Origin of the sequence: Serratia sp. CY81684, from assembly GCF_052166595.1 — a bacterium.
Classification (GTDB): Bacteria; Pseudomonadota; Gammaproteobacteria; order Enterobacterales; family Enterobacteriaceae; genus Serratia; species Serratia nematodiphila.
Genome location: NZ_JBJNOO010000003.1, coordinates 932,181 through 955,729, shown reverse-complemented (window position 1 = coordinate 955,729; position 23,549 = coordinate 932,181). Strand labels below are relative to the sequence as shown.

Annotated in this window: 28 protein-coding genes; 17 read left to right on the top strand and 11 right to left on the bottom strand. The window is 62.2% G+C overall.

The features are described 5' to 3' along the window. Positions 1-258 precede the first annotated feature (258 nt). The 16 genes from fliF to ACJ8QF_RS12325 all read left to right on the top strand — a co-directional run bounded on the left by fliF (position 259) and on the right by ACJ8QF_RS12325 (position 12,466). Complete coding sequence (gene fliF / locus ACJ8QF_RS12400) at positions 259-1,959, top strand: flagellar basal-body MS-ring/collar protein FliF (protein WP_131164817.1); 1,701 nt, start codon at positions 259-261, stop codon at positions 1,957-1,959. After that, positions 1,956-2,948 (top strand): flagellar motor switch protein FliG, encoded by a 993-nt coding sequence (gene fliG, locus ACJ8QF_RS12395; protein ID WP_004934775.1) that lies wholly within the window; start codon positions 1,956-1,958, stop codon positions 2,946-2,948. Before fliF ends, fliG begins: the two co-directional genes overlap by 4 nt. After that, positions 2,941-3,645: a flagellar assembly protein FliH gene (gene fliH, locus ACJ8QF_RS12390; RefSeq protein ID WP_033643511.1), complete on the top strand. Its 705-nt coding sequence runs from the start codon at positions 2,941-2,943 to the stop codon at positions 3,643-3,645. The genes fliG and fliH overlap by 8 nt, the downstream gene beginning before the upstream one ends. Further along, positions 3,645-5,006 carry a flagellar protein export ATPase FliI gene (gene fliI, locus ACJ8QF_RS12385; RefSeq protein ID WP_004934781.1) on the top strand — a complete coding sequence of 454 codons (1,362 nt, stop codon included), beginning with the start codon at positions 3,645-3,647 and terminating at the stop codon, positions 5,004-5,006. Before fliH ends, fliI begins: the two co-directional genes overlap by 1 nt. 21 nt (positions 5,007-5,027) lie before the next feature. Further along, positions 5,028-5,474 carry a flagellar export protein FliJ gene (gene fliJ / locus ACJ8QF_RS12380; protein WP_004934783.1) on the top strand — a complete coding sequence of 149 codons (447 nt, stop codon included), beginning with the start codon at positions 5,028-5,030 and terminating at the stop codon, positions 5,472-5,474. Beyond that, positions 5,471-6,703, top strand: a complete 1,233-nt coding sequence (locus tag ACJ8QF_RS12375) for a flagellar hook-length control protein FliK (RefSeq protein ID WP_442537557.1) — start codon at positions 5,471-5,473, stop codon at positions 6,701-6,703. The genes fliJ and ACJ8QF_RS12375 overlap by 4 nt, the downstream gene beginning before the upstream one ends. A 165-nt stretch (positions 6,704-6,868) precedes the next feature. Then, positions 6,869-7,354 (top strand): flagellar basal body-associated protein FliL, encoded by a 486-nt coding sequence (gene fliL / locus ACJ8QF_RS12370; RefSeq protein ID WP_004934797.1) that lies wholly within the window; start codon positions 6,869-6,871, stop codon positions 7,352-7,354. Positions 7,355-7,359: 5 nt separating this feature from the next. Further along, on the top strand, positions 7,360-8,364 hold the full coding sequence (gene fliM / locus ACJ8QF_RS12365; RefSeq protein ID WP_004934798.1) for a flagellar motor switch protein FliM: 1,005 nt from the start codon (positions 7,360-7,362) through the stop codon (positions 8,362-8,364). Further along, positions 8,357-8,773, top strand: coding sequence for a flagellar motor switch protein FliN (gene fliN / locus ACJ8QF_RS12360; protein WP_004934799.1), 417 nt, complete (start codon positions 8,357-8,359; stop codon positions 8,771-8,773). Before fliM ends, fliN begins: the two co-directional genes overlap by 8 nt. Beyond that, positions 8,773-9,177, top strand: coding sequence for a flagellar biosynthetic protein FliO (fliO, locus tag ACJ8QF_RS12355; protein WP_004934800.1), 405 nt, complete (start codon positions 8,773-8,775; stop codon positions 9,175-9,177). The genes fliN and fliO overlap by 1 nt, the downstream gene beginning before the upstream one ends. Continuing rightward, complete coding sequence (fliP, locus tag ACJ8QF_RS12350) at positions 9,174-9,935, top strand: flagellar type III secretion system pore protein FliP (RefSeq protein ID WP_253718468.1); 762 nt, start codon at positions 9,174-9,176, stop codon at positions 9,933-9,935. The genes fliO and fliP overlap by 4 nt, the downstream gene beginning before the upstream one ends. A gap of 21 nt (positions 9,936-9,956) precedes the next feature. After that, a complete protein-coding gene (gene fliQ / locus ACJ8QF_RS12345; protein ID WP_004934803.1) occupies positions 9,957-10,226 on the top strand; it encodes a flagellar biosynthesis protein FliQ in 270 nt (89 codons plus the stop codon). 2 nt (positions 10,227-10,228) lie between these two features. Then, entirely contained in the window at positions 10,229-11,011 is a 783-nt protein-coding gene (gene fliR, locus ACJ8QF_RS12340; RefSeq protein WP_021504085.1) for a flagellar biosynthetic protein FliR, read from the top strand. Positions 11,012-11,366: 355 nt separating this feature from the next. Continuing rightward, positions 11,367-11,501 (top strand): stationary-phase-induced ribosome-associated protein, encoded by a 135-nt coding sequence (gene sra, locus ACJ8QF_RS12335; RefSeq protein ID WP_086556932.1) that lies wholly within the window; start codon positions 11,367-11,369, stop codon positions 11,499-11,501. 357 nt (positions 11,502-11,858) lie between these two features. Further along, complete coding sequence (locus ACJ8QF_RS12330; RefSeq protein WP_280598357.1) at positions 11,859-12,125, top strand: hypothetical protein; 267 nt, start codon at positions 11,859-11,861, stop codon at positions 12,123-12,125. 14 nt (positions 12,126-12,139) lie between these two features. Next, complete coding sequence (locus tag ACJ8QF_RS12325; RefSeq protein WP_440484291.1) at positions 12,140-12,466, top strand: hypothetical protein; 327 nt, start codon at positions 12,140-12,142, stop codon at positions 12,464-12,466. 187 nt (positions 12,467-12,653) lie between these two features. On the opposite strand, the gene flgL is transcribed toward ACJ8QF_RS12325, so the two are convergent. From flgL to flgB, 11 genes are all read right to left on the bottom strand, one after another. After that, entirely contained in the window at positions 12,654-13,613 is a 960-nt protein-coding gene (gene flgL, locus ACJ8QF_RS12320) for a flagellar hook-associated protein FlgL (RefSeq protein ID WP_015378250.1), read from the bottom strand. Between the two features lie 59 nt (positions 13,614-13,672). After that, on the bottom strand, positions 13,673-15,322 hold the full coding sequence (gene flgK, locus ACJ8QF_RS12315; protein ID WP_442537556.1) for a flagellar hook-associated protein FlgK: 1,650 nt from the start codon (positions 15,320-15,322) through the stop codon (positions 13,673-13,675). A 206-nt stretch (positions 15,323-15,528) separates the two neighbouring features. Then, entirely contained in the window at positions 15,529-16,473 is a 945-nt protein-coding gene (gene flgJ, locus ACJ8QF_RS12310) for a flagellar assembly peptidoglycan hydrolase FlgJ (RefSeq protein ID WP_154871153.1), read from the bottom strand. Next, the gene (locus tag ACJ8QF_RS12305; RefSeq protein WP_442537555.1) at positions 16,473-17,573 is read right to left on the bottom strand and encodes a flagellar basal body P-ring protein FlgI; all 1,101 of its coding nucleotides are present in this window, start codon (positions 17,571-17,573) and stop codon (positions 16,473-16,475) included. Before ACJ8QF_RS12305 ends, flgJ begins: the two co-directional genes overlap by 1 nt. 10 nt (positions 17,574-17,583) lie before the next feature. After that, entirely contained in the window at positions 17,584-18,285 is a 702-nt protein-coding gene (gene flgH / locus ACJ8QF_RS12300; RefSeq protein WP_004934817.1) for a flagellar basal body L-ring protein FlgH, read from the bottom strand. Between the two features lie 83 nt (positions 18,286-18,368). Further along, positions 18,369-19,151 (bottom strand): flagellar basal-body rod protein FlgG, encoded by a 783-nt coding sequence (gene flgG / locus ACJ8QF_RS12295; RefSeq protein ID WP_004934819.1) that lies wholly within the window; start codon positions 19,149-19,151, stop codon positions 18,369-18,371. Between the two features lie 18 nt (positions 19,152-19,169). Further along, entirely contained in the window at positions 19,170-19,925 is a 756-nt protein-coding gene (locus ACJ8QF_RS12290; protein WP_442537554.1) for a flagellar basal body rod protein FlgF, read from the bottom strand. Between the two features lie 12 nt (positions 19,926-19,937). Next, positions 19,938-21,161 (bottom strand): flagellar hook protein FlgE, encoded by a 1,224-nt coding sequence (flgE, locus tag ACJ8QF_RS12285; RefSeq protein WP_004934822.1) that lies wholly within the window; start codon positions 21,159-21,161, stop codon positions 19,938-19,940. Positions 21,162-21,215: 54 nt separating this feature from the next. After that, positions 21,216-21,893, bottom strand: coding sequence for a flagellar hook assembly protein FlgD (flgD, locus tag ACJ8QF_RS12280; protein WP_004934824.1), 678 nt, complete (start codon positions 21,891-21,893; stop codon positions 21,216-21,218). 12 nt (positions 21,894-21,905) lie between these two features. Next, entirely contained in the window at positions 21,906-22,310 is a 405-nt protein-coding gene (gene flgC / locus ACJ8QF_RS12275) for a flagellar basal body rod protein FlgC (protein WP_004934826.1), read from the bottom strand. Positions 22,311-22,315: 5 nt separating this feature from the next. Beyond that, complete coding sequence (flgB, locus tag ACJ8QF_RS12270) at positions 22,316-22,729, bottom strand: flagellar basal body rod protein FlgB (protein ID WP_004934827.1); 414 nt, start codon at positions 22,727-22,729, stop codon at positions 22,316-22,318. Between the two features lie 160 nt (positions 22,730-22,889). Between flgB and flgA the strand changes: the two genes are divergently transcribed. Continuing rightward, complete coding sequence (gene flgA / locus ACJ8QF_RS12265) at positions 22,890-23,543, top strand: flagellar basal body P-ring formation chaperone FlgA (RefSeq protein ID WP_015378257.1); 654 nt, start codon at positions 22,890-22,892, stop codon at positions 23,541-23,543. Positions 23,544-23,549 lie beyond the last annotated feature (6 nt).

Genomic DNA, 23,549 nt, shown 5'->3' with positions numbered 1-23,549 from the left:
GATGCACACCCTAGCACAGCGTTTTCGGACCTAAAGCGGTTAATTAACTGCAAAAAACCCGGCTTATCGGGCAATCGGAATTGTCTGATAAGGCGAATAATGGCCTGCCCAGAAATGGGAGCGCCGCTATTTAGAAGATATGTGTATCAGGGAGTCTGTTTTGTCACACAACGCTAACCATACCGTTCATCAGCCTGGCAGGGAGCTGCTCAGCGGCCCGTACGGGATCGTGAGCGCCATTGAAGGACGAGACCTAAAATGAGTGCTTCGATAACCGCCGGCGAAAGCCGCGACAACGGCCTGCAGGCCATCTGGAACCGTCTGCGCGCCAACCCGAAAATTCCGTTGCTGGTCGCCGCTTCCGCCGCGATCGCGATCGTCGTCGCGCTGCTATTGTGGGTGAAAAGCCCCGACTACCGCGTGCTGTACAGCAATCTGAACGACCGCGACGGCGGCGCCATCGTCACCCAGCTGACGCAGATGAATATCCCTTACCGCTTTGCCGAGAATGGCGCGGCGCTGCTGATCCCGGCGGAAAAGGTGCATGAAACCCGTCTGCGTCTGGCGCAGCAAGGGCTGCCGAAAGGCGGCGCCGTCGGCTTCGAACTGCTGGATCAGGAAAAATTCGGCATCAGCCAGTTCAGCGAGCAGATTAACTATCAGCGCGCCCTCGAGGGCGAGCTGTCGCGCACCATCGAATCGCTGGGGCCGGTGCAAAACGCCCGCGTTCACCTGGCGCTGCCTAAACCTTCGCTGTTCGTGCGCGAACAGAAATCCCCTTCCGCCTCGGTAACGCTCACCCTGCAACCCGGCCGTGCGCTGGACGACGGCCAGATCAACGCCATCGTTTATATGGTGTCGAGCAGCGTCGCCGGCCTGCCGCCGGGCAACGTGACCGTGGTCGATCAGGCCGGCCGCCTGCTGACTCAGTCCGACGGCACCGGGCGCGATCTCAACGCCTCGCAGCTGAAATACGCCAACGAAGTGGAAAACGGCTTCCAGCGCCGCATCGAAGCGATCCTCGCTCCGGTGGTCGGCAGCGCCAACGTGCGCGCGCAGGTCACGGCGCAGATCGATTTCGCCACGCGCGAACAAACCGATGAACAGTACCAGCCGAACCAGCAGCCGGACAAAGCCGCTATCCGCTCCCAGCAAACCAGCCTGAGCGAGCAGATCGGTGGGCCGCAGGTGGGTGGCGTGCCGGGCGCGCTGTCCAACCAACCGAGCGCGCCAGCCACCGCGCCGATTGAAACCGCCAAGCCGGCCACCGCGGCAGGCAACAACGCCAACGCCACCGCGCAAAACGCCGCGGCCACCCGCAGCGCGGCGGCCGGCGGCGTGCCGCAAAATACCCGACGCGACGCGACCACCAACTACGAGCTCGACCGCACCATTCGCCATACCCAGCAAAAAGCCGGCACCGTGCAGCGTCTGTCGGTCGCCGTGGTGGTCAACTATCTCGGCGTAGACAAAGACGGCAAACCGCAGCCGATGAGCAAAGAACAGCTGGCGCAGATCGAAGCGCTGGTGCGCGAAGCGATGGGCTACTCCAGCAGCCGCGGCGATACCCTGAACGTGGTCAACACACCGTTTACCGACAGCCAGGTGACCGGCGGTGAACTGCCGTTCTGGCAAAGCCAGTCGTTTATCGATCGCCTGATCGACGCGGGCCGCTATCTGCTGGTGCTGCTGGTGGCCTGGCTGCTGTGGCGCAAACTGGTGCGGCCGCAGCTGCAACAGCGCCAGGCCGCGCAACAGGCCGCCCTCGCCGCCGCCAACGCCCCTGCCGCCAAAGCGGCCGACAGCAACAAACCGAGCAACGAGGAGCTGGCGCAGCGTCGCAAATCGCAGCAGCGCGTCAGCGCAGAAGTCCAGAGCCAGCGGATCCGCGATCTGGCTGACAAAGACCCGCGCGTGGTCGCTCTGGTAATCCGCCAATGGATGAGTAACGAGATATGAGCCTGACCGGAACCGACAAAAGCGCCATCTTGCTGATGACGCTGGGTGAAGATCGCGCGGCGGAGGTGTTCAAACACCTCTCCTCGCGCGAAGTACAGCTGCTGAGCGGCACCATGGCCGGCATGAGCCAGGTTTCACACAAACAGCTCGGCGAGATACTGACCGAGTTTGAAGACGACGCCGAGCAATACGCGGCGCTGAGCGTCAACGCCAGCGACTACCTGCGCTCGGTGCTGGTCAAGGCGCTGGGCGAAGAGCGCGCCGCCAGCCTGCTGGAAGACATTCTCGAATCGCGCGAGACCACCACCGGCATGGAAACGCTCAACTTTATGGAGCCGCAGAGCGCCGCCGATCTGATCCGCGACGAACACCCGCAGATCATCGCCACCATTCTGGTGCACCTCAAACGCGGCCAGGCGGCGGACATCCTGGCCCTGTTCGACGAACGCCTGCGCAACGACGTGATGCTGCGTATCGCCACCTTCGGCGGCGTGCAGCCGGCGGCGTTGGCGGAGCTGACCGAGGTGCTGAACAACCTGCTCGACGGCCAGAACCTCAAGCGCAGCAAAATGGGCGGGGTGCGCACCGCCGCCGAGATCATCAACCTGATGAAAACCCAGCAGGAAGAAGCGGTCATCGACGCGATGCGCGAATACGACGGCGAGCTGGCGCAGAAGATCATCGACGAGATGTTCCTGTTCGAAAACCTGGTGGAAGTCGACGATCGCAGCATCCAACGCCTGCTGCAGGAAGTGGAAGGCGAGTCGCTGCTGATCGCGTTGAAAGGCGCCGAACAGCCGCTGCGCGAGAAGTTCCTCAAGAACATGTCGCAACGCGCCGCCGACATCCTGCGCGACGACCTGGCCAACCGTGGGCCGGTGCGCATGTCGCAGGTGGAGAACGAGCAGAAAGCCATCCTGCTGGTGGTAAGACGCCTGGCGGAAACCGGCGAAATGATCATCGGCGGCGGCGAGGACACCTATGTCTGATCGCATTAACACCCTGCCCTGGCAGCCCTGGTCGCTCAACGATTTGGGCGAACAGAAACCGGCGTTCGAACTGCCGCCGCTGCCGGATCTCGAACACAGCGATCCGTCGCCGGACGCGCAGGCCGAATTGCAGCAGCAGTTGGCGACGCTGCGCCTGCAGGCGGAGCAACAGGGCCAGCAACTGGGCTATGCCGACGGCCAGCAGAAAGGTTACGAGGCCGGTTTTCAGTCCGGACTGGAGGAAGGCCGCCAGCAGGGGCTGCTGGAAGCGCAACAGCAGCAACAGCCGCTGACCGCCCACTGGCAGCAGCTGGTCACCGAATTCCAGCACACGCTGGACGCGCTCGACAGCGTGATCGCATCACGGTTGATGCAGCTGGCGCTGACCGCCGCCAAACAGGTGCTGGGCCAGCCGCCGGTGTGCGACGGCACCGCCCTGCTCGCGCAGATCCAACAGCTGATCCAGCAGGAGCCGATGTTCAACGGCAAGCCGCAGCTGCGGGTCCACCCGGACGACTACCCGCGCGTCGAGCAGCAGTTGGGGGTTACCCTCAGCCTGCACGGCTGGCGCCTGCTGGCGGACGGTGAACTGCATCCGGGCGGCTGCAAGGTCAGCGCCGAGGAAGGCGATCTCGACGCCAGCCTGGCGACGCGCTGGCATGAACTGTGCCGCCTGGCGGCACCGGGAGAAGTCTGATGACCGCGCGTCTCGGCCGCTGGCTGAGCTCTCTGGATACGCTGGAAAAACGCATCGCCCGCGCGCCGACGGTGCGCCGCTACGGTCGCCTGACCCGCGCTACCGGGCTGGTGCTGGAGGCCACCGGCCTGCAGCTGCCGCTCGGCGCGACCTGCCTCATCGAACGGCACGACGCCGGTGAGGTGCAGGAAGTGGAAAGCGAAGTGGTCGGCTTCAACGGCCAGCGGCTGTTCCTGATGCCGCTGGAAGAAGTGGAAGGCATCGTGCCGGGCGCGCGGGTTTACGCCCGTATCGCGCCGGAAGGCCAAAGCGCCGGCAAACAGCTGCCGCTCGGCCCGGCCCTGCTGGGGCGCGTGCTCGACGGCAGCGCCAAACCGCTCGACGGCCTGCCCTCCCCGGAAACCGGTTACCGCGCGCCGCTGATCACCGCGCCGTTCAATCCCTTGCAGCGCACGCCAATTGAGCAGGTGCTGGACGTGGGGGTGCGCACCATCAACGGCCTGCTGACCGTCGGGCGCGGCCAGCGCATGGGCCTGTTCGCCGGCTCCGGCGTCGGTAAGAGCGTGCTGCTCGGCATGATGGCCCGTTATACCCAGGCGGATGTGATCGTCGTTGGCCTGATCGGCGAACGAGGTCGCGAGGTCAAAGACTTTATCGAGAACATTCTCGGTGCCGAAGGCCGCGCGCGCTCGGTAGTGATCGCCGCGCCGGCGGACGTGTCGCCGCTGCTGCGCATGCAGGGAGCGGCCTACGCCACCCGCATCGCCGAAGATTTCCGCGATCGCGGGCAGCATGTGTTGCTGATCATGGACTCCCTTACCCGCTACGCCATGGCGCAGCGTGAGATCGCCCTGGCCATCGGCGAGCCGCCGGCGACCAAAGGCTATCCGCCTTCGGTCTTCGCCAAGCTGCCCGCTCTGGTGGAGCGCGCAGGCAACGGCATCAGCGGCGGCGGCTCCATCACCGCCTTCTACACCGTGTTGACCGAAGGGGACGATCAGCAAGACCCGATCGCCGACTCGGCGCGCGCCATCCTCGATGGCCACGTGGTGCTGTCGCGGCGGCTGGCGGAGGCCGGCCACTACCCGGCGATCGACATCGAAGCGTCAATCAGCCGCGCCATGACGTCGCTGATCGACGAAGAGCATTACCGCCGGGTTCGCACCTTCAAACAGATGCTGGCCAGCTATCAGCGCAACCGCGATCTGATCAGCGTCGGCGCCTACGCGGCGGGCAGCGATCCGTTGCTGGACAAAGCGATGACGCTGTACCCGCAGATGGAAGCCTACCTGCAACAGGGCATCTTTGAACGCAGCGGCTATGATGAAGCCTGTCAACAGCTGCAGCAGTTGATTGTTTAACGTCACCAGAGGCGCACAGCGATGAAATCACAATCCCCCCTGATTACCCTGCGCGATCTGGCGCAGGATGCGGTGGAGCAAGCCGCGCAACAGCTGGGCCAGGTGCGGCAGGCGCAGCAGGCGGCGGAGCAACAGCTGTCGATGCTGCTCAACTATCAGGACGAATACCGCCAGAAGCTGAATCATACGCTCTGCGACGGCATGGACAGCTCACGCTGGCAAAACTACCAGCAGTTTATCGGCACGCTGGAGCAGGCCATCGACCAGCACCGCCAGCAGCTGCTGCAGTGGGGGCAGAAAGTGGATCACGCGGTGAAGCAATGGCAAGACAAACAACAGCGGCTGAACGCTTTCGAAACCCTGCATACCCGCGCAATGAACGCGGAGCAGCAGCAGGAGAACAAACGGGATCAAAAATTGATGGATGAATTCGCTCAACGCAGCGCACAAAGGAATATCAACCCATGAATCTGAACGCCCTGTCCGGCCTGGCCTTACCCGGCGACGCCGGCGGTCTGACCGAACTGACCTCGGCGCTGGACGAAAGCCAGCTGTCGTCCGCTTTTGCCCAGCTGCTCGGCGCGCGTTTCGCGCCCGCCGCCGATGGCAAACCTCAGCCGGCCACGCTGAGCGCGGACGATGAACGCGCCCCGGCCCTGAGCCGCAACCAGCTCAATCAGCTGCTGGCCACCTTCGGCGAGCGCGGCGGCCTGTTGCCGAACCTGTCAGCCTCAGCCGACGCGCCTTCTTCAGAAGCCGTTGAAGGCGATGCGCCCGCCGCCGGCGATAAACCGGCGCAGCCGCCGATCGTCGCCGCCAAAGAGCTGGATGCCGCGACGCTGCAGGCGCTGTACGCCATGCTGCCGGCCGCGATCGTCGCTCAGGCGCAACCGGCCGAAGGCCAACAGTCGCTGCCGATGGAAAACGCTGACGAGGCCACTGCGCTGCAGCCCGGCAACGGCCTGCTGAACATCGCGGCGGCCGGTGATAACACCGCCGCGCACTCGTCGGCGGCCCCCGCCTCGGCGGTGACGGGCGCGAAAACGCCGGCTACCGATGGCGACAACGCTGCCGCGGCGCTCCCGCAGCCGACCAGCGGTGAACGCGCAAACGCCGCACAGCCGCTGCCGGCGAGCGATGCGCAGCAGCAACCGACGCTCAATCACGCTGTCGCCCTGGCCGCCGCCAGCCCGACGCAAACGGCCGCCCCGGCCAGCGCGCTGGTGACGGCGCCGCCTACGCCGCAGCTCAACGCGCAGCTGGGCAGCCCGGAGTGGCAGCAGGCGTTGAACCAACAGGTGCTGATGTTCCACCGCAACGGCCAGCAGAGCGCCGAGCTGCGCCTGCACCCGCAGGAACTGGGCGCCTTGCAGATCACGCTGAAACTGGACGATCAGCAGGCGCAGCTGCACATCGCCTCTGCGCACGGCCAGGTGCGTGCGGCGGTGGAAGCGGCGATGCCGCAGCTGCGGCACGCGCTGGCGGAGAGCGGTATCAACCTGGGGCAGAGCAGCGTGGGCGGCGAATCCACGCCGCAATGGCAGCAGCAGGCGCAACAGCAGGCTTCCAACGGCCAGGGCCGTTCCAGCTATGCTGAACATCATGGCGGCGAGGCTGCGGCAGCCGACAACGTCAGTACGCCGGTTGCGCTGCAGCGTATGGCCAGCGCGGTCAACGGCGTCGATATTTTCGCCTAAGTCGCCGCAAACGCCCAAGCTGGCACCCATTTGCGCGTCTATTCAGGCTATTGCACGCCACAATAGACGCGATAATACCTTTACATGTCATGCGTGCGGCTTTGCCGCGCGCTATGCCCGCCGCCTCGCCGGCCGCGGGTGGAACAACAGGAATTAGATTTCGCTATGTCTCAGAACTCCCTTCCGGCAGCACCGAAACGCCCCCTTCTGGTCATCCTGCTGGTGTTGATCAGCGTCGTCGCCTGTGGCGCCGCGGGCTACAGCTGGTGGCTGCTGCAACAGCATAAAAACGGCGCCGAACCGGCCGCAGCCAAACAGCAACCGCCGGCCGCGCCGGTGTTCATGCCGCTCGACACCTTTACCGTCAACCTGGTGACGCCGGACAACAACCCGGATCGCGTGCTGTACATCGGCCTCACGCTGCGTCTGCCGGACGAAAGTACCCGCCGCCAGCTGAACGATTTTCTGCCGGAAGTGCGCAGCCGTCTGCTGATGCTGCTCTCCCGTCAGGAAGCGAGCCAGCTGGCCAATGAACAAGGGAAGCAACAGTTGGTGGCGCAGATTAAGGACGTGCTCAGCCCGCCGCTGGTTAAGGGACAACCGAAGCAGGTGGTCAGCGACGTGCTGTTCACCGCCTTCATACTGCGGTAATCACTATGGGCGATAGCATTCTTTCACAGGCAGAGATCGACGCCTTGCTCAACGGCGACAGCGCGGGTGATGAACCCGAGGCGGTGGTCGGCAAAGAGAGCGAGGTCAAGCCTTACGATCCGAACACCCAGCGCCGCGTGGTGCGCGAGCGCCTGCACGCGCTGGAAATCATCAACGAACGTTTTGCCCGGCAGTTCCGCATGGGGTTGTTCAACCTGCTGCGCCGCAGCCCGGACATTACCGTCGGCCCGATCAAAATCCAGCCGTATCACGAGTTCGCCCGCAACCTGCCGGTGCCGACCAACCTGAACCTGGTGCATCTGAATCCGCTGCGCGGCACCGCCCTGTTCGTGTTCGCGCCGAGCCTGGTGTTCATCGCCGTCGATAACCTGTTCGGCGGCGACGGCCGCTTCCCGACCAAGGTCGAAGGCCGCGAATTCACCCCGACCGAACAACGGGTGATCAAGCGCATGCTGCGTCTGGCGCTGGACGCCTACGGCGACGCCTGGAGCGCCATCTACAAGATCGACGTAGAGTACGTGCGCGCCGAAATGCAGGTGAAGTTCACCAACATCACCACCTCGCCGAACGACATCGTGGTCACCACGCCGTTCCAGGTGGAGATCGGCGCGCTGACCGGCGAGTTCAACATCTGCATTCCCTTCGCGATGATTGAGCCGCTGCGCGAGCTGTTGACCAACCCGCCGCTGGAAAATTCGCGGCAGGAAGACAGCCACTGGCGCGAAACGCTGGTGAAGCAGGTGCAGCATTCCGAACTGGAGCTGATCGCCAACTTCGTCGATATCCCGATGCGGCTGTCGAAAGTCCTGAAGCTGCAACCGGGCGATGTATTACCGATAGACAAGCCGGAACGCCTGATCGCCCATGTGGACGGCGTACCGGTTCTGACCAGCCAATACGGCACGTTGAACGGGCAATACGCCCTGCGTGTTGAACATTTGATTAACCCTATTTTGAATGCTCTGAGTGAGGAACAGCCCAATGAGTGATCCTAAGCAACCGTCTGGCGAAGGAAAGGAATCCGTAGACGATCTGTGGGCTGATGCGTTTAACGAGCAGCAGTCTTCAGAGAAATCCGGCGCGAGCACCGAAGGGGTGTTCAAGTCGCTGGAAGCTCAGGATGCGCTCGGCAGCCTGCAGGATATCGACCTGATCCTGGATATTCCGGTCAAGCTGACCGTGGAACTGGGGCGCACCAAGATGACCATCAAAGAGTTGCTGCGCCTGTCGCAGGGCTCGGTGGTGGCGCTGGACGGCCTGGCTGGCGAACCGCTGGATATCCTGATCAACGGTTACCTGATCGCACAAGGTGAAGTGGTGGTGGTGGCCGACAAGTTCGGCGTGCGCATCACCGACATCATCACCCCATCCGAACGCATGCGTCGACTGAGCCGCTGATGACCGCCGCGGCGCCCGTTACCGTGCAAAGCACCCAACACCCCGCCGCGCCGGCCCTGCCGGCCGGTTCGGTGTTAATGCAGGTCAGCAGCGCGCTCGGCGGCATTCTGCTGCTGATCCTGCTGGCCGGTTGGCTGTTCCGTCGGCTGGGGTTCGCCCCGCAGGCGCGCAACAACAAACTGCTCAACCTGCGCGCCAGTTGCCAGGTCGGGCAGCGTGAGCGCGTGGTGGTGGTGGAAATCGACGACACCCTGCTGGTCTTGGGCGTCACCGCCCAGCAGATCACCCCGCTGCACACCCTGCCCGCCCCGCCGAAAGACGAAGGCGAGTCCAACGCGGCGACACCGGCGGACTTCCGCCAACTGATGCAAAAAGTTCTGAAACGCCCGGAAAAATCGGCATGACCTCGACTCTTCATACCCTCATCCGCCGTCCGGCGGTTTGGCTCCCTGCCGCCCTGCTGCTGATCAGCCCGGCGGCTTTTGCACAACTACCGGGGCTGATCAGCCAGCCGCTGGCCAACGGCGGCCAAAGCTGGTCGCTGCCGGTGCAGACGCTGGTGCTGTTGACCTCGCTGACCTTCCTGCCGGCCATGCTGCTGATGATGACCAGCTTCACCCGCATCATCATCGTGCTCGGGCTGCTGCGCAATGCGCTGGGCACGCCGTCGGCGCCGCCGAACCAGGTGATGCTGGGGCTGGCGCTGTTCCTGACCTTCTTCATCATGTCGCCGGTGTTCGACAAGGTCTATCAGGACGCCTACCTGCCGTTCAGCCAGGACAAAATCGGACTGGAAGTCGCGCTGGATAAAGGCGCGCAGCCGCTGCGCGAGTTCATGCTGCGCCAAACGCGCGAAACCGATCTCGCGCTGTACGCCAGACTGGCCAATCAGCCGCCGCTGGCCGGCCCGGAAGCGGTGCCGATGCGCATCCTGCTGCCCGCCTACGTCACCAGCGAACTGAAAACCGCCTTCCAGATCGGCTTTACAGTGTTTATTCCGTTCCTGATCATCGACCTGGTGGTCGCCAGCGTATTGATGGCGCTGGGGATGATGATGGTGCCGCCGGCCACCATCTCGCTGCCGTTCAAGCTGATGCTGTTCGTGCTGGTCGATGGCTGGCAGCTGCTGCTTGGCTCGCTGGCGCAGAGCTTCTATTCGTAACCCCCGATCGGAGAACGCGAGATGACACCTGAATCGGTTATGGCGCTCGGCACCGAGGCGATGAAAGTGGCGCTGGCGCTGGCCGCCCCGCTGCTGCTGGCGGCGCTCATCAGCGGCCTGGTGGTCAGCCTGCTGCAGGCCGCCACCCAGATCAACGAAATGACGCTGTCGTTCATCCCCAAAATTCTGGCGGTAGTGGCCACCATCATCATCGCCGGCCCCTGGATGCTGAACCTGTTGCTGGACTACATGCGCACCCTGTTCAGCAACCTGCCTACCCTGATCGGCTGACCGTGCTCACTTTCGACAGCGCCCAGCTCACCGTCTGGCTAAGCCACTATTTTTGGCCGCTGCTGCGCATTCTGGCGCTGATCAGCACCGCGCCGATATTCAGCGAAAAGCAAATCAGCAAAAAGGTCAAAATCGGCCTTGGCGGGCTGATCGTCATCCTGATCGCGCCGACGCTGCCCGCCAGCAATATTCCCATCTTCTCCGCCGCCGGCCTGTGGCTGGCGATTCAGCAAATACTGATCGGCGTGGCGCTGGGGTTGACCATGCAGTTCGCCTTCGCGGCGGTGCGCCTGGCGGGCGAAGTGATCGGCATGCAGATGGGCCTGTCGTTCGCCACCTTCTTCGATCCCAGCGGCGGCCCGAACATGCCGGTGCTGGCGCGCCTGCTTAACCTGCTGGCGATGTTGCTGTTCCTCAGCTTCGACGGCCATCTGTGGCTGATTTCGCTGCTGGCGGACAGCTTCCACACCCTGCCTGTCCAAACGCAGCCGCTGAACGGCAACGGTTTCCTGGTGTTAACCCAGGTCGGCTCGCTGATCTTCATCAACGGCATGATGCTGGCGCTGCCGCTGATCTGCCTGCTGTTGACGCTCAACATGGCGCTCGGCCTGCTCAACCGCATGACGCCGCAGCTGTCGGTGTTCGTGATCGGCTTCCCGGTCACCATGACCTTCGGCATCATGACGCTGGGCATGATGATGCCGATGCTGGCGCCGTTCTGCGAACATCTGTTCGGCGAAGTGTTCGATCGACTAGCGGCGGTGATCGGCGGCATGACCTTCTGAGCCCCTGTGCGGCCCCTTCCTTCCCCTCTCTTCCGCCTGAGACAAAATGGCAATAAAAACGCTTTCTTGGGACAAAAGCCTGAGAAACGGCTTTTATCCGGATTAAGGTTCAAATGTCTCCGGCGGCTTGAATAAATAAAACCCCGACCTAGAATAGACCCGGTAACAAAAATATCGCCACAGCGCGTGAGTCTCCGCAGCGATAATATACAGCCATTAATTAGAGAAAAATAAAATAACGCAGCCACGCAGGGTTAAATGCGCGGCAGATAACTTACACCCTGAATAAATGCGTCTGGCAGCCTGCCGGCTGCAGGGCGCAGCATCGACCTTTGCTAACTACAGGAGCGAGATCATGATTAAAGCGAAAAGCAACCGCAAAGCACGCCGGTTATTCGGTTTGACCCACTGGAAAAGCAACAAGTTTAGAGTTTCCTTTACCGAGACGGCCGACGGCGGAAAATGGAAAGTAGTGAAGAAAAAGAAATAATCCGTACAGCTTTTAGCAAAACATTCCGGGTTGCGCCCGTATCCGGCCTCTGCTGCGCCATTCGACGCTGCACCGGAACGGCAACCCGGCTCCTGCCGTAACCGGCATTGATCACCCGTCGGCAAGCCATGTCGACGTCCTGTGCATTTCATTGTCAGTAATGAAATAATGCAGCACGTCGCCCTCGCTGCCACGCTAAATTTAAAGATAATGCATTAATAATTTGCTTTACTCACATCTCTTATTTATTCACTGACAAGAAAAATCGATTTCCCACCTTATCCCCCCAGCGTTATATTGGAAGCAACCTTACAGACAGCACGCTGAAAGCCTCACCCAAATATAATCGGTGTAAATATGAAGATAAAATTCCAGCTGAGTGATTTATTCATCAGCGGCATCGCCCTTTTGATCATGAGCACTATTTTAAACACGCTAGGTTTTTCCTGGGGTTTATTTGCTCTGCCGCCTGGCGTCGATAGTTTTGTCATCATCCCGTTTACCTTATTTGGCTCATTGAAGTTGGCCGAGTGCCTCTATAAGCCAATACGGTGGCTGTTCAATGAGAGCCGAAAATCTCAAATCGAAAATAACAACCCTAAAAATAACGCTAAGTCGCGTTAACAGGAGATCGACCTATGCTGAGAGAACTGACCAGAGAAGAAATGCAACGGATGGGCGGCGCCGGTGACGGCAATAACGGCGGCGATCGGGATCGCGACTATGGCCGAAGCTCCTACGGCGCGCAGGCGAACGGCTTCCAGCCTAATTGGGCGGCGAAAGGCTATGGGCTATTTCAGGATCCTTGTACCGGCGCGGTGGTGACCGGCGCCATTGCCATGGCCGGCGCCCTGGCCAGCCGTAACGGCAGTGCGATTGGCACTGCGGCGGCCTCAGCCTTTGTCAACATAGGCGGTCAATGCACTAAAGGGTCCGGCAACGATCGCGGCGTGCCTTTCCGCTAAGGCTTAAGGTGAATGGGGAACATGCAGACAAAAAAAGGCGCGTCACTCAGTCAGTAGTGGGAGAACGAGCGACGCGCCAAACGAGTGCGCCCGGTTTCAAGAAGCCTCCCTCCCCGCGGGGCGGAGAGGGCATTTTCTAAGCGCACTAAAGGGAAACCCGTCGCGGTCAGGCAACGGGGTATTGCTCTTAACGATTCATCTGGAACAACGACATGCCCTGCATATCGCTGAAGGTTTTATACGACGCCTGCAGCGCCGCCTGCTGCATGAAATAAGACGAGATAGACTCGGCGAGGTCGGCATCCGTCAGCGCGCTCATCTGGATTTGGTTGGTCATATCGCGCTCTTTGCCGATGCTGTCCAGTTGATCCATCTCCTGCAGCTGGCTGCCCAGCTCGGCGCGCACGCTCAGCACGTTGTTGTAGGAGTTGTCCAGGCCGCGGTTGGCTTTCGCCAGCGCATCGTTCACCTGCTGCTTGGTGGCCTCGTCGGCGCCCTGCAGCGGGATTTTCAGCGCGTTCAGCGCGATATCGATGCTCTCGAATACGTTGCTGACCGGCGCGCTGCCGTCCGGCTCGGGCTTCGGGTTGCTGGTCAACGACATGAACACCGCGTTGCCGGTATGGCCGATGGTCATGGTGCGGTTGGCGTCCACTTTCTGCTGAACCGTCTTGTCGCCGCCCTGATAGCTGACGGTGCCGCCGTTGTCGACGAACGGCGCCTTGTCGTTCACATACCCGCCGAACATATAGCGGCCGTTGCCGTCGGTGCTGTTGGCCTGGTTCAGCAGCTGATCTTTCAGCCCCTGCAGCTGAGTGGCCAGCGACTGGCGATCGTTATCGCTTTCCGTACCGCCGGCATTGACGATCAGCGCCTTCATGTCCGCGATGGTGGAGGTCGCGCCGGCCAAGACCGTTTCTTCCATCGACACGTTCTGACGAGCGAAGGTGCGCGCCAGCGTGTACTGGCTGTTTTCCGCCTGCGATTGCGACAACATCACCGCGCGCGACGCCGCCAGCGGATCGTCGGACGGGTTGATCACCCGCTTGCCCGAGGAAAGCTGCTCGGCCGCCTTCATGAACAGCGACTGGTTGCCCGTGATGCCGTTCATGTTCTGTTGGTACATCATGCTGGTGCTCATGCGCATGCTGTGGGTTCCTTACTCTGAGCGACCGGCGCCGTTATCGGCGCCGATTAACAATGAAATCAACGAATATTCAGCAGCGCGTCGAACAGCGAGCTGGCGGTCTGAATCACCTGCGCGTTGGCCATGTAGTACTGCTGGAAACGCAGCAGCTCGCCATACTCTTCGTCAAGGTTGACGCCGGACATCGACTGCTGTTGCGCGCCCAGCTGCGTGACGATCTTGGCCTGCGAGGTGGCGATAGCCTTGGCGGCAGCGGTCTGGTTGCCGACGCCGCTGACGATGCCGGCGTAAGCGCCGCTCAGGGTCGCCTTGCCGTCCACCAGGTTTTTGGTTTGCAGATCCAGCAGCTTCTTGGCGTTTTCGTTATCGCCGCGGCCGCTGTCGTCTTTACCGGCGGCGGCGATCTTGGACGAATCGGTGATGGCCACTTTCAGATTGCCCGCCACGTCGCTGACCGGCTTCACGGTGAAGCTGTCTTTGGCCTGCGCATTGCCGTCGATGTTCACTTCCAACCCGTCGAAGTTCAGCGTCGGCTTGCCGTCGGCGCTGGTGCCCGGCGTCGCGTTGACTTTCACGTTGTCCGGCAGGCGGCTGACCTGCCAGTTGCTGCCGTCGAACTCGACGCGATAATCGTTGGCCTTCACCTTGCCGGTATCGGTGTAAGAGACTGACAGCGACGCGTCGCCGGTGTTGCGGGTGTTATCCACCACCCGGCCGCCGCTGAAGCTGAAGAAGTCGCCGCCCGCGTCACCGTTCAGATCGAAGCCGGCGCGATGCTGCTGGTTAAAGCTGTCCGCCATCGCCAGCGCCAACTGGCCCAGCTGATTGCGCACGCCGTCCAGCGTTTCGCTGCGGAATTTCAGCACGCCGCTCAGCGTGCCGCTGGTGATCTGGCCTTCCGGCACTTCGCTGGCGCCGTTGCCGCGGTTGTAACCGATAGTCAAACGGGAAGGATCGCTGCTGGAAGGCACGGCTTCCACCTGATAGGTATTGCTGCCCTGCACCAGGGTCAAGCCGTTGGCGAAGGAGACGGTATAGGCGTCGCCGTCCTGTTGCGTGACCTGTACGCCCACCAGCTGATTCAATTCGGTGACCAGCTGATCGCGCTGATCCAGCAACGCATTCGGCTCGCCGGCGGCGCTGCCGCGCAAACGGGTGATCTCGTCGTTCAGTTTGGCGATCTGTTGGCCGTAGCTGTTGATCTGCTGCGCCGTATCGCTGATCTGCTGATTAACGCCGTTATCCATGTCGCGCAGGAATTTATCGGTGTTGTTGAACTGGTTCACCAGGCCGTTAGCCTTGCCCAGCACCGTCTGGCGCGCGGCGTCGTCACCGGCGTTGCTCACCAGGTTCTGCAGGTTGGTGAAGAAGTCCTGCATGTTGGTCGACAGCGGGTTGGTCTTGCTCGCCAACAGGTTGTCGATCTGCGAAATCTTCTCGTAATAGGCGTTTTGCGCCCCGAACGCGCTTTGTGCGCCGCGCAGCTGGTTGGTGATGAACTGGTTGTACTCGCGGTTGACGCTGGTGACGGTCACGCCGTTGCCGATAAAGCCGCTCATGGTGGCCATGCCGCCGTTCTGCGCCAGGATCGCGGTCTGGCGGTTGTAGCCCGCCACGTTGTAGTTGGAGATGTTGTTGCTGACGGTACTGAGCGCCACCTGAGCCGCATTCAGCCCGCTCATCGCGGTATTGATTAAGCTATTGGACATCGGAATTCCTTATGCTGCGGCGCCGGTGGCCCACAGGGTTCTTAATTGAGCTGCTGAGCCTGTTCGCTCAGCCTGTTTCGGTTATCGGCAAAAATGAGAAGAACTTGAGGAAAAAAAGCGGCAACGCGCTCAGCATCCAGCCAGCCTTCGTTACCGCCTATCCCCTAAATAATTGGCGCCGCTGCGGCGTCAAGAATGACGGGGATTTAGAACAAATCTTTCAGATCGTGGGTGTAAGCTTTCACCGCCTGTTCCCCCGCGCTCTTCATCTGCTGAATCACGCTGACCAGTTTGCTGGCGTACTGCGGGTCGGTGGCATAGCCGGCGCGCTGCAGCGCATGCGCCGCCTGTTCCGGGCTGCGCGCGGCGGCCACATCGGCGTAGCGCGGGTTGTTGGTCAGCAGTTTGACGTAATCGGCGATCGCTTCGACGTACGAGCCGTAGACGCGGAACTTCGCCTTCACCTTCTTCGCCGCGCCCTGTTCGAACTCGGTGGTGGTGATCTCCGTCACCGGCCCGTTCCAGCTGCCGCCGGCCTTGATGCCGAACAGGTTGTAGCTCGGCGTGCCGTCTGAGGTCGGGATCTCGCGCTGCCCCCAGCCGGACTCCAGCGCCGCCTGCGCGACGATCAGCTGATGCGGAATGCCGCTCTGCTGGCTGGCGACCTTCGCCGGTATCGACAGACGAGCGACGAAGTTGCCGTTGTTGAGCGACAGCGGCGCGGCGGCCGACGGGGCTTTCGGCATCGCGCGGCGCACCATCTGCTCCAGCGCCTGGTTCGGCAGCGTTTGCAGCACCTCGTTGTCCAGCGCCATCGGCGACAGGCCCGCGGTTTCGCTCGGCACCGCGTTGGCGTTGCTCATCTGCTTGACCATCATGTCGGCCAGCCCCAGCCCTTTTTGCGACATCTGCTGGGCGATTTGCTGGTCGTACATCGAGGTATAGAGCCGCGTTTGATCGCTGCTCAATACCCCGTCCTGCGGCAAGGCGGAACGCATGCTTTTCAGCATCATCTGCACGAACATGCCTTCTACCTGCTGGGCCACCTGCTTGAGGTTGCCCTGCGGGTCGGCCGCCGCGTCGCGCTTCAGGCCGTTCAGCGCCTGGGCGTCATAGGCCGCGCCCGACATCGCCATCAGATCGCCGGCCATCAGATGATTTCCAACTTGGCGCGCAGGCAGCCGGCGCTCTGCATCGCCTGCAGGATCGACATCAGATCGATCGGCGTAGCGCCCAGCGCGTTCAGCGCGCGGATCACATTGTTCAGGTTGGCGCTGGCGTTCACCTTCTGCAGCGATCCGCCCTGCTGTTGCACCGAGATCTGGGTGTTTGGCGTCACCACCGTCTGGCCGCCGCCGAACGGGGTCGTTGGCTGGCTGACGGTGTTCTGCCGATCGACCACCACCGACAGGTTGCCCTGGGCGACGGCGCAGGAATCGAGGATCACATCGCGGTTCATCACGACCGACCCGGTGCGCGAGTTGATGATCACCTTGGCGTCCATCGCGCCGACGTTGACGGTGATGTTCTGAATCTCCGCCAGGAAGCGTACCTGAGAGCTGTTGCCCTGCGGCACCAGCACCTGAATGGTGCGGGCGTCGAGCGGCGTCGCGGTGCCGCCGCCGCGTTGGCGGTTGATAGCGTCGCTGATCTGCTGCGCCAGCGTGAAGTCTTCGTCGTTCAGCCGCAGGTTGAGTACGCCGCCGCTGCCGAAGGTGGTCGGCAGCTCGCGCTCGATGGTGGCGCCGTTGCTGATGCGCCCGCCCGCCAGCTGGTTGACCTGCACGCTGCTGCCGCCGGCCGCCGCGCCCGCGCCGCCGACCAGCACGTTGCCCTGCGCCAGTGCATAGACCTGGTTATCCACGCCTTTGAGCGGCGTCATCAGCAGGGTGCCGCCGCGCAGGCTCTTGGCGTTGCCCATTGATGAGACCACCACGTCGATATTCTGCCCGGCGCGCGAGAACGGCGGCAGTTTGGCGGTCACCATCACCGCCGCCACGTTTTTCAGCTGCATGTTGGTGCCCGGCGGCACGGTGATGCCCAGCTGCGACAGCATATTGCTCAGGCTTTGGGTGGTGAACGGCGTCTGCATGGTCTGGTCGCCGGAGCCGTCCAGCCCCACCACCAGGCCGTAGCCGATCAGGGCGTTGTCTCGCACGCCCTGCACCGTCACCAGATCGCGGATGCGCTCCGCCGCCGCCGGCAAGCACACCAGCCCGACGCACAGCGCGATAAACCATTTTTTCAGCATCAGTCAATCCTTAGAACGGTGAAACATTTAAGAAGAAGCGCTGCAGCCAGCCCATGGTCTGCGCTTCGTTGATATAGCCATTGCCGACGTATTCGATCCGCGCGTCCGCCACCTGCGTCGAGGTCACCGAGTTGTTGCCGCTGATGGTGCGCGGGTTGACGACGCCGGAGAAGCGGATGAATTCGGTGCCCTGGTTGATGGCGATCTGCTTTTCCCCCACCACGTGCAGGTTGCCGTTGGCCAGTACCTGGTTGACCGTCACCGTAATGGTGCCGTTGAAGGTGTTGTTGGCGTTGGCGCCGCCCTTGCCGCCGAAGGTGCTGTCGCCGGAAATGTCCATATCGGCGCGCGCATTGCCCAACAGGCCGTCGAGGTAACGCGGCGAGGTGGCGACGCCGAACTTGCTGGCGCCGTTGCGGCTGGCGTTGGCGGAGGAGCTTTTGCTGGCGCTGACGTTTTCCTGCAGCACGATGGTCAGGGTGTCGCCGACGTTGCGCGGCCGGCGGTCTTCGAACAGCGGCTGATAGCCGTAGTTCATCGGCTGCACCGTCTGGAAGATTGAGCCGTTCGGCATCGGCGCGCTGGCCGGCGCGGGCTGCGCCGTGGTCGCGCCGTCCACCAGCGGTTTGTGCGGGATATAAGCGCAGCCGCTCAGCGTCAGCATCACCATTCCCGCCAGCCAGCGTTGTCCCTGCCGCGGCAGGATTGCCATCGAATATGTGGTTACCACGGGTATCGCCTTTGTTTCACGAAAGAGAATGACGGGCGCGGCATGCCGGGCCCGTCAAGGACAGATTACAGTTGCGTCAGCTTTTGCAGCATCTGATCGGAGGTCGATACCGCTTTGCTGTTGATCTCGTAAGCGCGCTGAGTCTGGATCATGTTGACCAGCTCTTCCGCCACGTTAACGTTGGAGGTTTCCACGTAGCCCTGATACAGCAGACCGGCGCCGTTCAGCCCCGGCGTGCTCTCGTTCGGCGCGCCCGAGCTTTCGGTTTCCTGATACAGGTTCTCGCCCACGCTCTCCAGACCGCTGTCGTTGACAAAGGTCGTCAGCGTCAGTTGGCCCACCTGCTGGGCGGCGGTTTGCCCCTGCTGGGTGACGCTGACGATGCCGTCGCGGCCGACGGTGATGGACAGCGCGTTCGCCGGAATGGTGATCGCCGGCTGCACCTGGAAACCGCTGGAGGTGACCAGCTGGCCGTTCTGATCGATCTGGAACGACCCGTCGCGGGTGTAGGCCTGGGTGCCGTCCGGCAGCATCACCTGGAAGAAACCCTGCCCTTTGATGGCGACGTCTTTGCTGTTGTTGGTCTGCGACAGGTTGCCCTGGCTGTGCAGGCGCTCGGTCGCCACCGGACGCACGCCGGTGCCGATCTGCAGACCGGAAGGCAGCGTAGTCTGCTCGGAAGACTGCGCACCCGGCTGACGCATGGTCTGGTACAGCAGATCTTCAAATACCGCACGCTGGCGCTTGAAGCCGTTGGTGCTGACGTTCGCCAGGTTGTTGGCGATCACGTCCATGTTGGTCTGCTGCGCGTCCAGACCGGTTTTGGCAATCCATAAGGATGGAATCATCGGTTATTTCCTTGCTGCTTAGCTCACTGAGAGCAGTGAGTTGGCACGCTGTTCGTTTTCATCCACGCTGTGGATGACCTTCATTTGCATTTCAAAACGGCGGGCGTTGGCGATCATGTCGACCATGGTCTCCATCGGCTTGACGTTGCTGCCCTCCAGCACGCCCGGCATCACCCGCACCTGCGGATCGTTTTGCAACTGATTGCCGCGCTGCTGTTGAGTTTCCGGCGTCAGGCGGAACAGCCCGTCGTCACCGCGCATCACTTCGCGCGCATCGGCCTTCACCAGCTTCAGGCGGCCAATCTGCGCGATGGTGTTCGGCGGATCGCCGGCGTTCAGCGCCGAAATGGTGCCGTCGGCCGCGATGGTGATCTCCGCCGACGGCGGCACCTCGATCGGCCCGCCGTCGCCCATCAGCGGCATCCCCTGCACCGTCAACTGCCCGGTGGAGGAAATCTGAATGTTGCCGTTGCGGGTATAGGCCTCGCCGCCGCCCGGCAGGCTCACCGCCAAAAAACCATCCTGCTGCAGCGCCACGTCCAGCGGGCGCGCCGTGTAGTTCAGCGCGCCCTGGCTCATGTCGGCGCCCGGCGTCGAGGCAGTCACCAAGGTGCGTGTCGCCAGGCTCGGACCGTCAACCGGCACCGCGCGCAACGCGGCAAGCTGGACGCGAAAGCCCGGCGTCGACGCGTTGGCCAGGTTGTTGGCGGTAATGGACTGCTGTTCCAGCGTTTGGCGCGCCGCGCCCATCGCGGTATAAATCGCGTGATCCATAACTCGGCCCTATTAGCGCAGGCTAACCAGCGTCTGCAAGATGGAGTCCTGCGTCTTGATGGTCTGGGCGTTGGACTGGTAGTTACGCTGTGCGACGATCATGTTCACCAGCTCCTGGCTCAGATCGACGTTGGAAGATTCCAGCGCGCCGCTGGTCAGCTTGCCGAAGCCGCCGCCGCCCGACAGACCAACGCGTGGCTGGCCGGACGCGCCGGTTTCCTGCCAAACGTTATCGCCCTGCGACGCCAGCCCTTCCGGGTTGGAGAAGTTGGCCATTACGATCTGGCCCAGCACCTGGGTCTGCTGGTTGGAGTAGATCCCAACGACGGTGCCGTCGTTGTTAATTTGGAAGTTGGTGTATTCACCGGCGGCATAGCCGTCCTGCGCCACCTTGCTCACCGAGTCGCTGCCTACGTTCTGCTGCATGCTGCCGGCGAAGCTCAGGGTGAAGTTTTGCGCCGGCGCGCCGTCTTTGGCGGTCATCGGGATCACCATGCTGAACTCGCCCGGCGCGCCGTTGGTGCTGGTGGTTTTCACCAGATTACCGCTGGTGCTGAACTCCATGGTGCCGGCGTTCACTGGCGCCGCGCTGCCGTCCTGGGTGTAAACCTGCCACTTGTTGTCTTCGGTCTTCACAAAGTAAGCGTTGATGTTGTGCGCATTACCCAGCGAGTCGTAAGCGGTGATGGTGTTGACGTAGTTGTAGCTGTCCTGCTTGGTCGGATCGAAGGTCTTGTTTTCCGGCACTTTATGGGTGGACTTCAGGTTAGTCACCATCTCACCGGAGGTGGACGCCTTGGCGTTCATCATGCCTTCAGGAATGCTCAGCGGCACCGGGTTGGCGCCCTGCTGGATGGTCGGCGGGGAACCGGCCGCCGGGTAACCGGTCAGCTGCAGGCCCTGCATGTTGGTCAGGTTGCGGTTCTCGTCCAGTTTGAACTGGCCGTTGCGGGTATAGAAGATGCCGCCGTCTTTATCCTGCATGCGGAAAAAACCGTTGCCATTGATGGCCACATCCAGCGCGCGGCTGGTGCCGGTGGTGGTGCCGCCCTTGAAGTTCTGGGTGATGCCGGACACTTTGACGCCCAGCCCGACCTGCGAACCGGCGAACATGTCGGCAAAGGATACGCTGCCGGATTTGAAGCCCGCAGTCGCGGAGTTGGCGATGTTGTTACCGATCACGTCCAGGTTGGTTGCTGCCGCGTTCAAGCCGCTGACTGCCTGAGAAAAGGCCATGTTATTCTCCGAATAGTGGTCAGGCTATCGTCCGATTGAGCCTGATGCTTAGGGTTATAAGATCTGTCGCACGTCTTCCAGGGTGGCGTTGCCCGCCAGGCCGAGATCCAGCTTGGCGCCGTTGCCGTCGCGGATCACGCCGTTCACCAGCCCGAAGTGCAGGCTGCGCGCCACCAGCTGCTCGCCGTTGCCTTTGGCGTTAATCGCCACTTTGTAGGCGCCGTCGGGCGCGGTGGAGCCGTCATCCAGCGAGCCGTCCCAGGTGAAGGCGTGCACGCCGGCGGTCAGGCCGCCAATTTCAATGGTGCGCACCACCTGCCCGCTGGCGTTGGTAATGGTGGCGGTCACCTGATCGGCGGCGCGCTCCAGTTCCACGCCGAACGGCGTGGTGCTGACCTTGCCGTCCTTGCTGCCGACCAGAATGTTGTTGCCCGGCACCATCACGCCGTGACCGATCAGCGCGGTGGCCTGCAGCGACTGGTTGCTGTTGATCTGGCCGGAGATCGACCCCAGCGTGGTGTTGAGTTTTTCGATGCCCTGAACGGTATTGATCTGCGCCAGCTGCGAAGTCAGTTCGTTGTTCTGCATCGGGTTGGTCGGATCCTGGTTTTTCAACTGCGCGACCAGCAGCGTCAGGAAGCTGTTGTGCAGATCCTGGCTGTTGGTGGTCTTGCTGTTGTTACCGATGACGGTGTTGTCCAACGACTCGTTGGTGGTTGCGGCGATAGCCATGGAAATCTCCGGTTATTGACCCAGCGTCAGGGTTTTCATCATCATCGACTTGGTGGTGTTGAGCACCTCGACGTTGGCCTGGTAGCTGCGGGAAGCGGAGATGGTGTTGACCATTTCCCCCACCACGTCGACGTTCGGCATGCGCACATACCCCTTGGCGTCCGCCAGCGGGTTGCCCGGCTGATACACCAGGCGCTCGGGCGCCGGATCGTCCACCACCTGGGCGACGCGCACGCCGCCGGTCGGCTGCCCTGGCGCCGCCGCGACCTGGAACACCACCTGCTTGGCGCGGTAAGGTTCACCGTCCGGGCCGGTCACGCTGTCGGCGTTGGCCATGTTGCTGGCGCTGACGTTCATGCGCTGGGATTGCGCCGATAACGCCGAGCCGGAGATATCAAAAATATTCAGTAAAGACATGCGCCTTATCCTTGTTGCAGCACGGACATCATCCCTTTGATCTGCCCGTTGAGCAGCGTCAGGTCGGTCTGATATTTCAGGCTGTTATCGGCAAAGTTGGTGCGTTCGCGATCCATGTCCACCGTGTTGCCGTCCATCGACGGCTGATCCGGCACTCGGAACAGCAGATCGAGCTGTGGCGGCTGCAGGGTCTGCGCCGGGATGTGGCGCGCCGCCGTCAGGTTCAGCGCCATGCCGTTGCCGTTGACGCGCCCCTGCTCCAGCACCTTGTTCAATTGGCTGGCGAAATCGATATCCCGCGCCTGATAACCCGGCGTGTCTGCGTTGGCGATGTTGGCGGCCAGAATTTCCTGCCGCTGGGCGCGCAAGTTCAGCGCCTCTTGGCCAAAGCGCAGAGCCGCGTCCAGTTTGTCGAGCATGCTCCCTCCGCGAGGTTAGAATTTGGAGTCGACAGCATAAACGCCCCCTGCGCCACCCTATCGCGGGAATAAACGCAAAATGGGGCGCTATTTATCTGCTTAGCCTGCGCGCGCTGCGGGTACACTTACGCGTATCCCGATGAAGCTTGAGAAGATGACGATGAAAGGTAAAATGCTGCTGCTTATCGGCCTGCTGTGCAGTCTGAACGCGCGCGCCGACGATCTGGCGACGCAAATCGAAAGCTTCATCCAAGGCAAGTTCAGCGGCGAACCGGTACAGGTAAAAGTGCGGGTGCGCACGCCGCCGAACCAATGGCCCGCTTGCGAACTGCCGCAGCTGTCGCTGTCGCCCAACGCGCGGATCGGCGGCAACGTCAGCATTTCGGCGCGCTGTGGCCAGGAGCGGCGTTTTATCCAGACGCAGGTGCAGGTGTTCGGCCGCTATCTCGTTTCGGCGCGCGGCATCAGCGCCGGCAGCCGGTTGACGGCGGCGGATCTGGCGTTGAAACAGGGCCGGCTCGATACCCTGCCGCCGCGCGCGCTGACCGAAGCGGGCAAAGCGTTAGGTGCCGTCAGCCTGCGCAACATCAGCCCCGGTCAGCCGCTGACTCTCGCCATGCTGCGCCGCGCCTGGATTATCAAGGCTGGGCAACCGGTGCAGGTCAACGCACAGGGCGAAGGATTCAGCATCAGCGGTGCGGGTAAGGCGATGAACAACGCCGCCGCCGAAGACAGCGTGCGGGTACGCATGGCCTCCGGGCAGATCGTCAGCGGCGTGGTCGGGGACGACGGCGCGATCCGCATTACGTTATAAAAAAGT

Bases quoted from the DNA above. Each gene is read 5' to 3' on its own strand.
- flgD (WP_004934824.1), bottom strand. From the start codon at position 21,893: ATGGCTATCGCCGCAACCACCAACGAGTCGTTGGACAACACCGTCATC.
- ACJ8QF_RS12305 (WP_442537555.1), bottom strand. From the start codon at position 17,573: ATGCTGAAAAAATGGTTTATCGCGCTGTGCGTCGGGCTGGTGTGCTTG.
- fliF (WP_131164817.1), top strand. From the start codon at position 259: ATGAGTGCTTCGATAACCGCCGGCGAAAGCCGCGACAACGGCCTGCAG.
- flgK (WP_442537556.1), bottom strand. From the start codon at position 15,322: ATGTCCAATAGCTTAATCAATACCGCGATGAGCGGGCTGAATGCGGCT.
- fliI (WP_004934781.1), top strand. From the start codon at position 3,645: ATGACCGCGCGTCTCGGCCGCTGGCTGAGCTCTCTGGATACGCTGGAA.
- fliJ (WP_004934783.1), top strand. From the start codon at position 5,028: ATGAAATCACAATCCCCCCTGATTACCCTGCGCGATCTGGCGCAGGAT.
- flgG (WP_004934819.1), bottom strand. From the start codon at position 19,151: ATGATTCCATCCTTATGGATTGCCAAAACCGGTCTGGACGCGCAGCAG.
- ACJ8QF_RS12375 (WP_442537557.1), top strand. From the start codon at position 5,471: ATGAATCTGAACGCCCTGTCCGGCCTGGCCTTACCCGGCGACGCCGGC.
- ACJ8QF_RS12290 (WP_442537554.1), bottom strand. From the start codon at position 19,925: ATGGATCACGCGATTTATACCGCGATGGGCGCGGCGCGCCAAACGCTG.
- flgJ (WP_154871153.1), bottom strand. From the start codon at position 16,473: ATGGCCGGCGATCTGATGGCGATGTCGGGCGCGGCCTATGACGCCCAG.
- flgH (WP_004934817.1), bottom strand. From the start codon at position 18,285: ATGGCAATCCTGCCGCGGCAGGGACAACGCTGGCTGGCGGGAATGGTG.
- fliG (WP_004934775.1), top strand. From the start codon at position 1,956: ATGAGCCTGACCGGAACCGACAAAAGCGCCATCTTGCTGATGACGCTG.
- fliM (WP_004934798.1), top strand. From the start codon at position 7,360: ATGGGCGATAGCATTCTTTCACAGGCAGAGATCGACGCCTTGCTCAAC.
- fliN (WP_004934799.1), top strand. From the start codon at position 8,357: ATGAGTGATCCTAAGCAACCGTCTGGCGAAGGAAAGGAATCCGTAGAC.
- fliQ (WP_004934803.1), top strand. From the start codon at position 9,957: ATGACACCTGAATCGGTTATGGCGCTCGGCACCGAGGCGATGAAAGTG.
- sra (WP_086556932.1), top strand. From the start codon at position 11,367: ATGATTAAAGCGAAAAGCAACCGCAAAGCACGCCGGTTATTCGGTTTG.
- ACJ8QF_RS12330 (WP_280598357.1), top strand. From the start codon at position 11,859: ATGAAGATAAAATTCCAGCTGAGTGATTTATTCATCAGCGGCATCGCC.
- flgE (WP_004934822.1), bottom strand. From the start codon at position 21,161: ATGGCCTTTTCTCAGGCAGTCAGCGGCTTGAACGCGGCAGCAACCAAC.
- flgL (WP_015378250.1), bottom strand. From the start codon at position 13,613: ATGCGCATGAGCACCAGCATGATGTACCAACAGAACATGAACGGCATC.
- fliH (WP_033643511.1), top strand. From the start codon at position 2,941: ATGTCTGATCGCATTAACACCCTGCCCTGGCAGCCCTGGTCGCTCAAC.
- ACJ8QF_RS12325 (WP_440484291.1), top strand. From the start codon at position 12,140: ATGCTGAGAGAACTGACCAGAGAAGAAATGCAACGGATGGGCGGCGCC.
- flgC (WP_004934826.1), bottom strand. From the start codon at position 22,310: ATGTCTTTACTGAATATTTTTGATATCTCCGGCTCGGCGTTATCGGCG.
- flgA (WP_015378257.1), top strand. From the start codon at position 22,890: ATGAAAGGTAAAATGCTGCTGCTTATCGGCCTGCTGTGCAGTCTGAAC.
- flgB (WP_004934827.1), bottom strand. From the start codon at position 22,729: ATGCTCGACAAACTGGACGCGGCTCTGCGCTTTGGCCAAGAGGCGCTG.
- fliL (WP_004934797.1), top strand. From the start codon at position 6,869: ATGTCTCAGAACTCCCTTCCGGCAGCACCGAAACGCCCCCTTCTGGTC.
- fliP (WP_253718468.1), top strand. From the start codon at position 9,174: ATGACCTCGACTCTTCATACCCTCATCCGCCGTCCGGCGGTTTGGCTC.
- fliO (WP_004934800.1), top strand. From the start codon at position 8,773: ATGACCGCCGCGGCGCCCGTTACCGTGCAAAGCACCCAACACCCCGCC.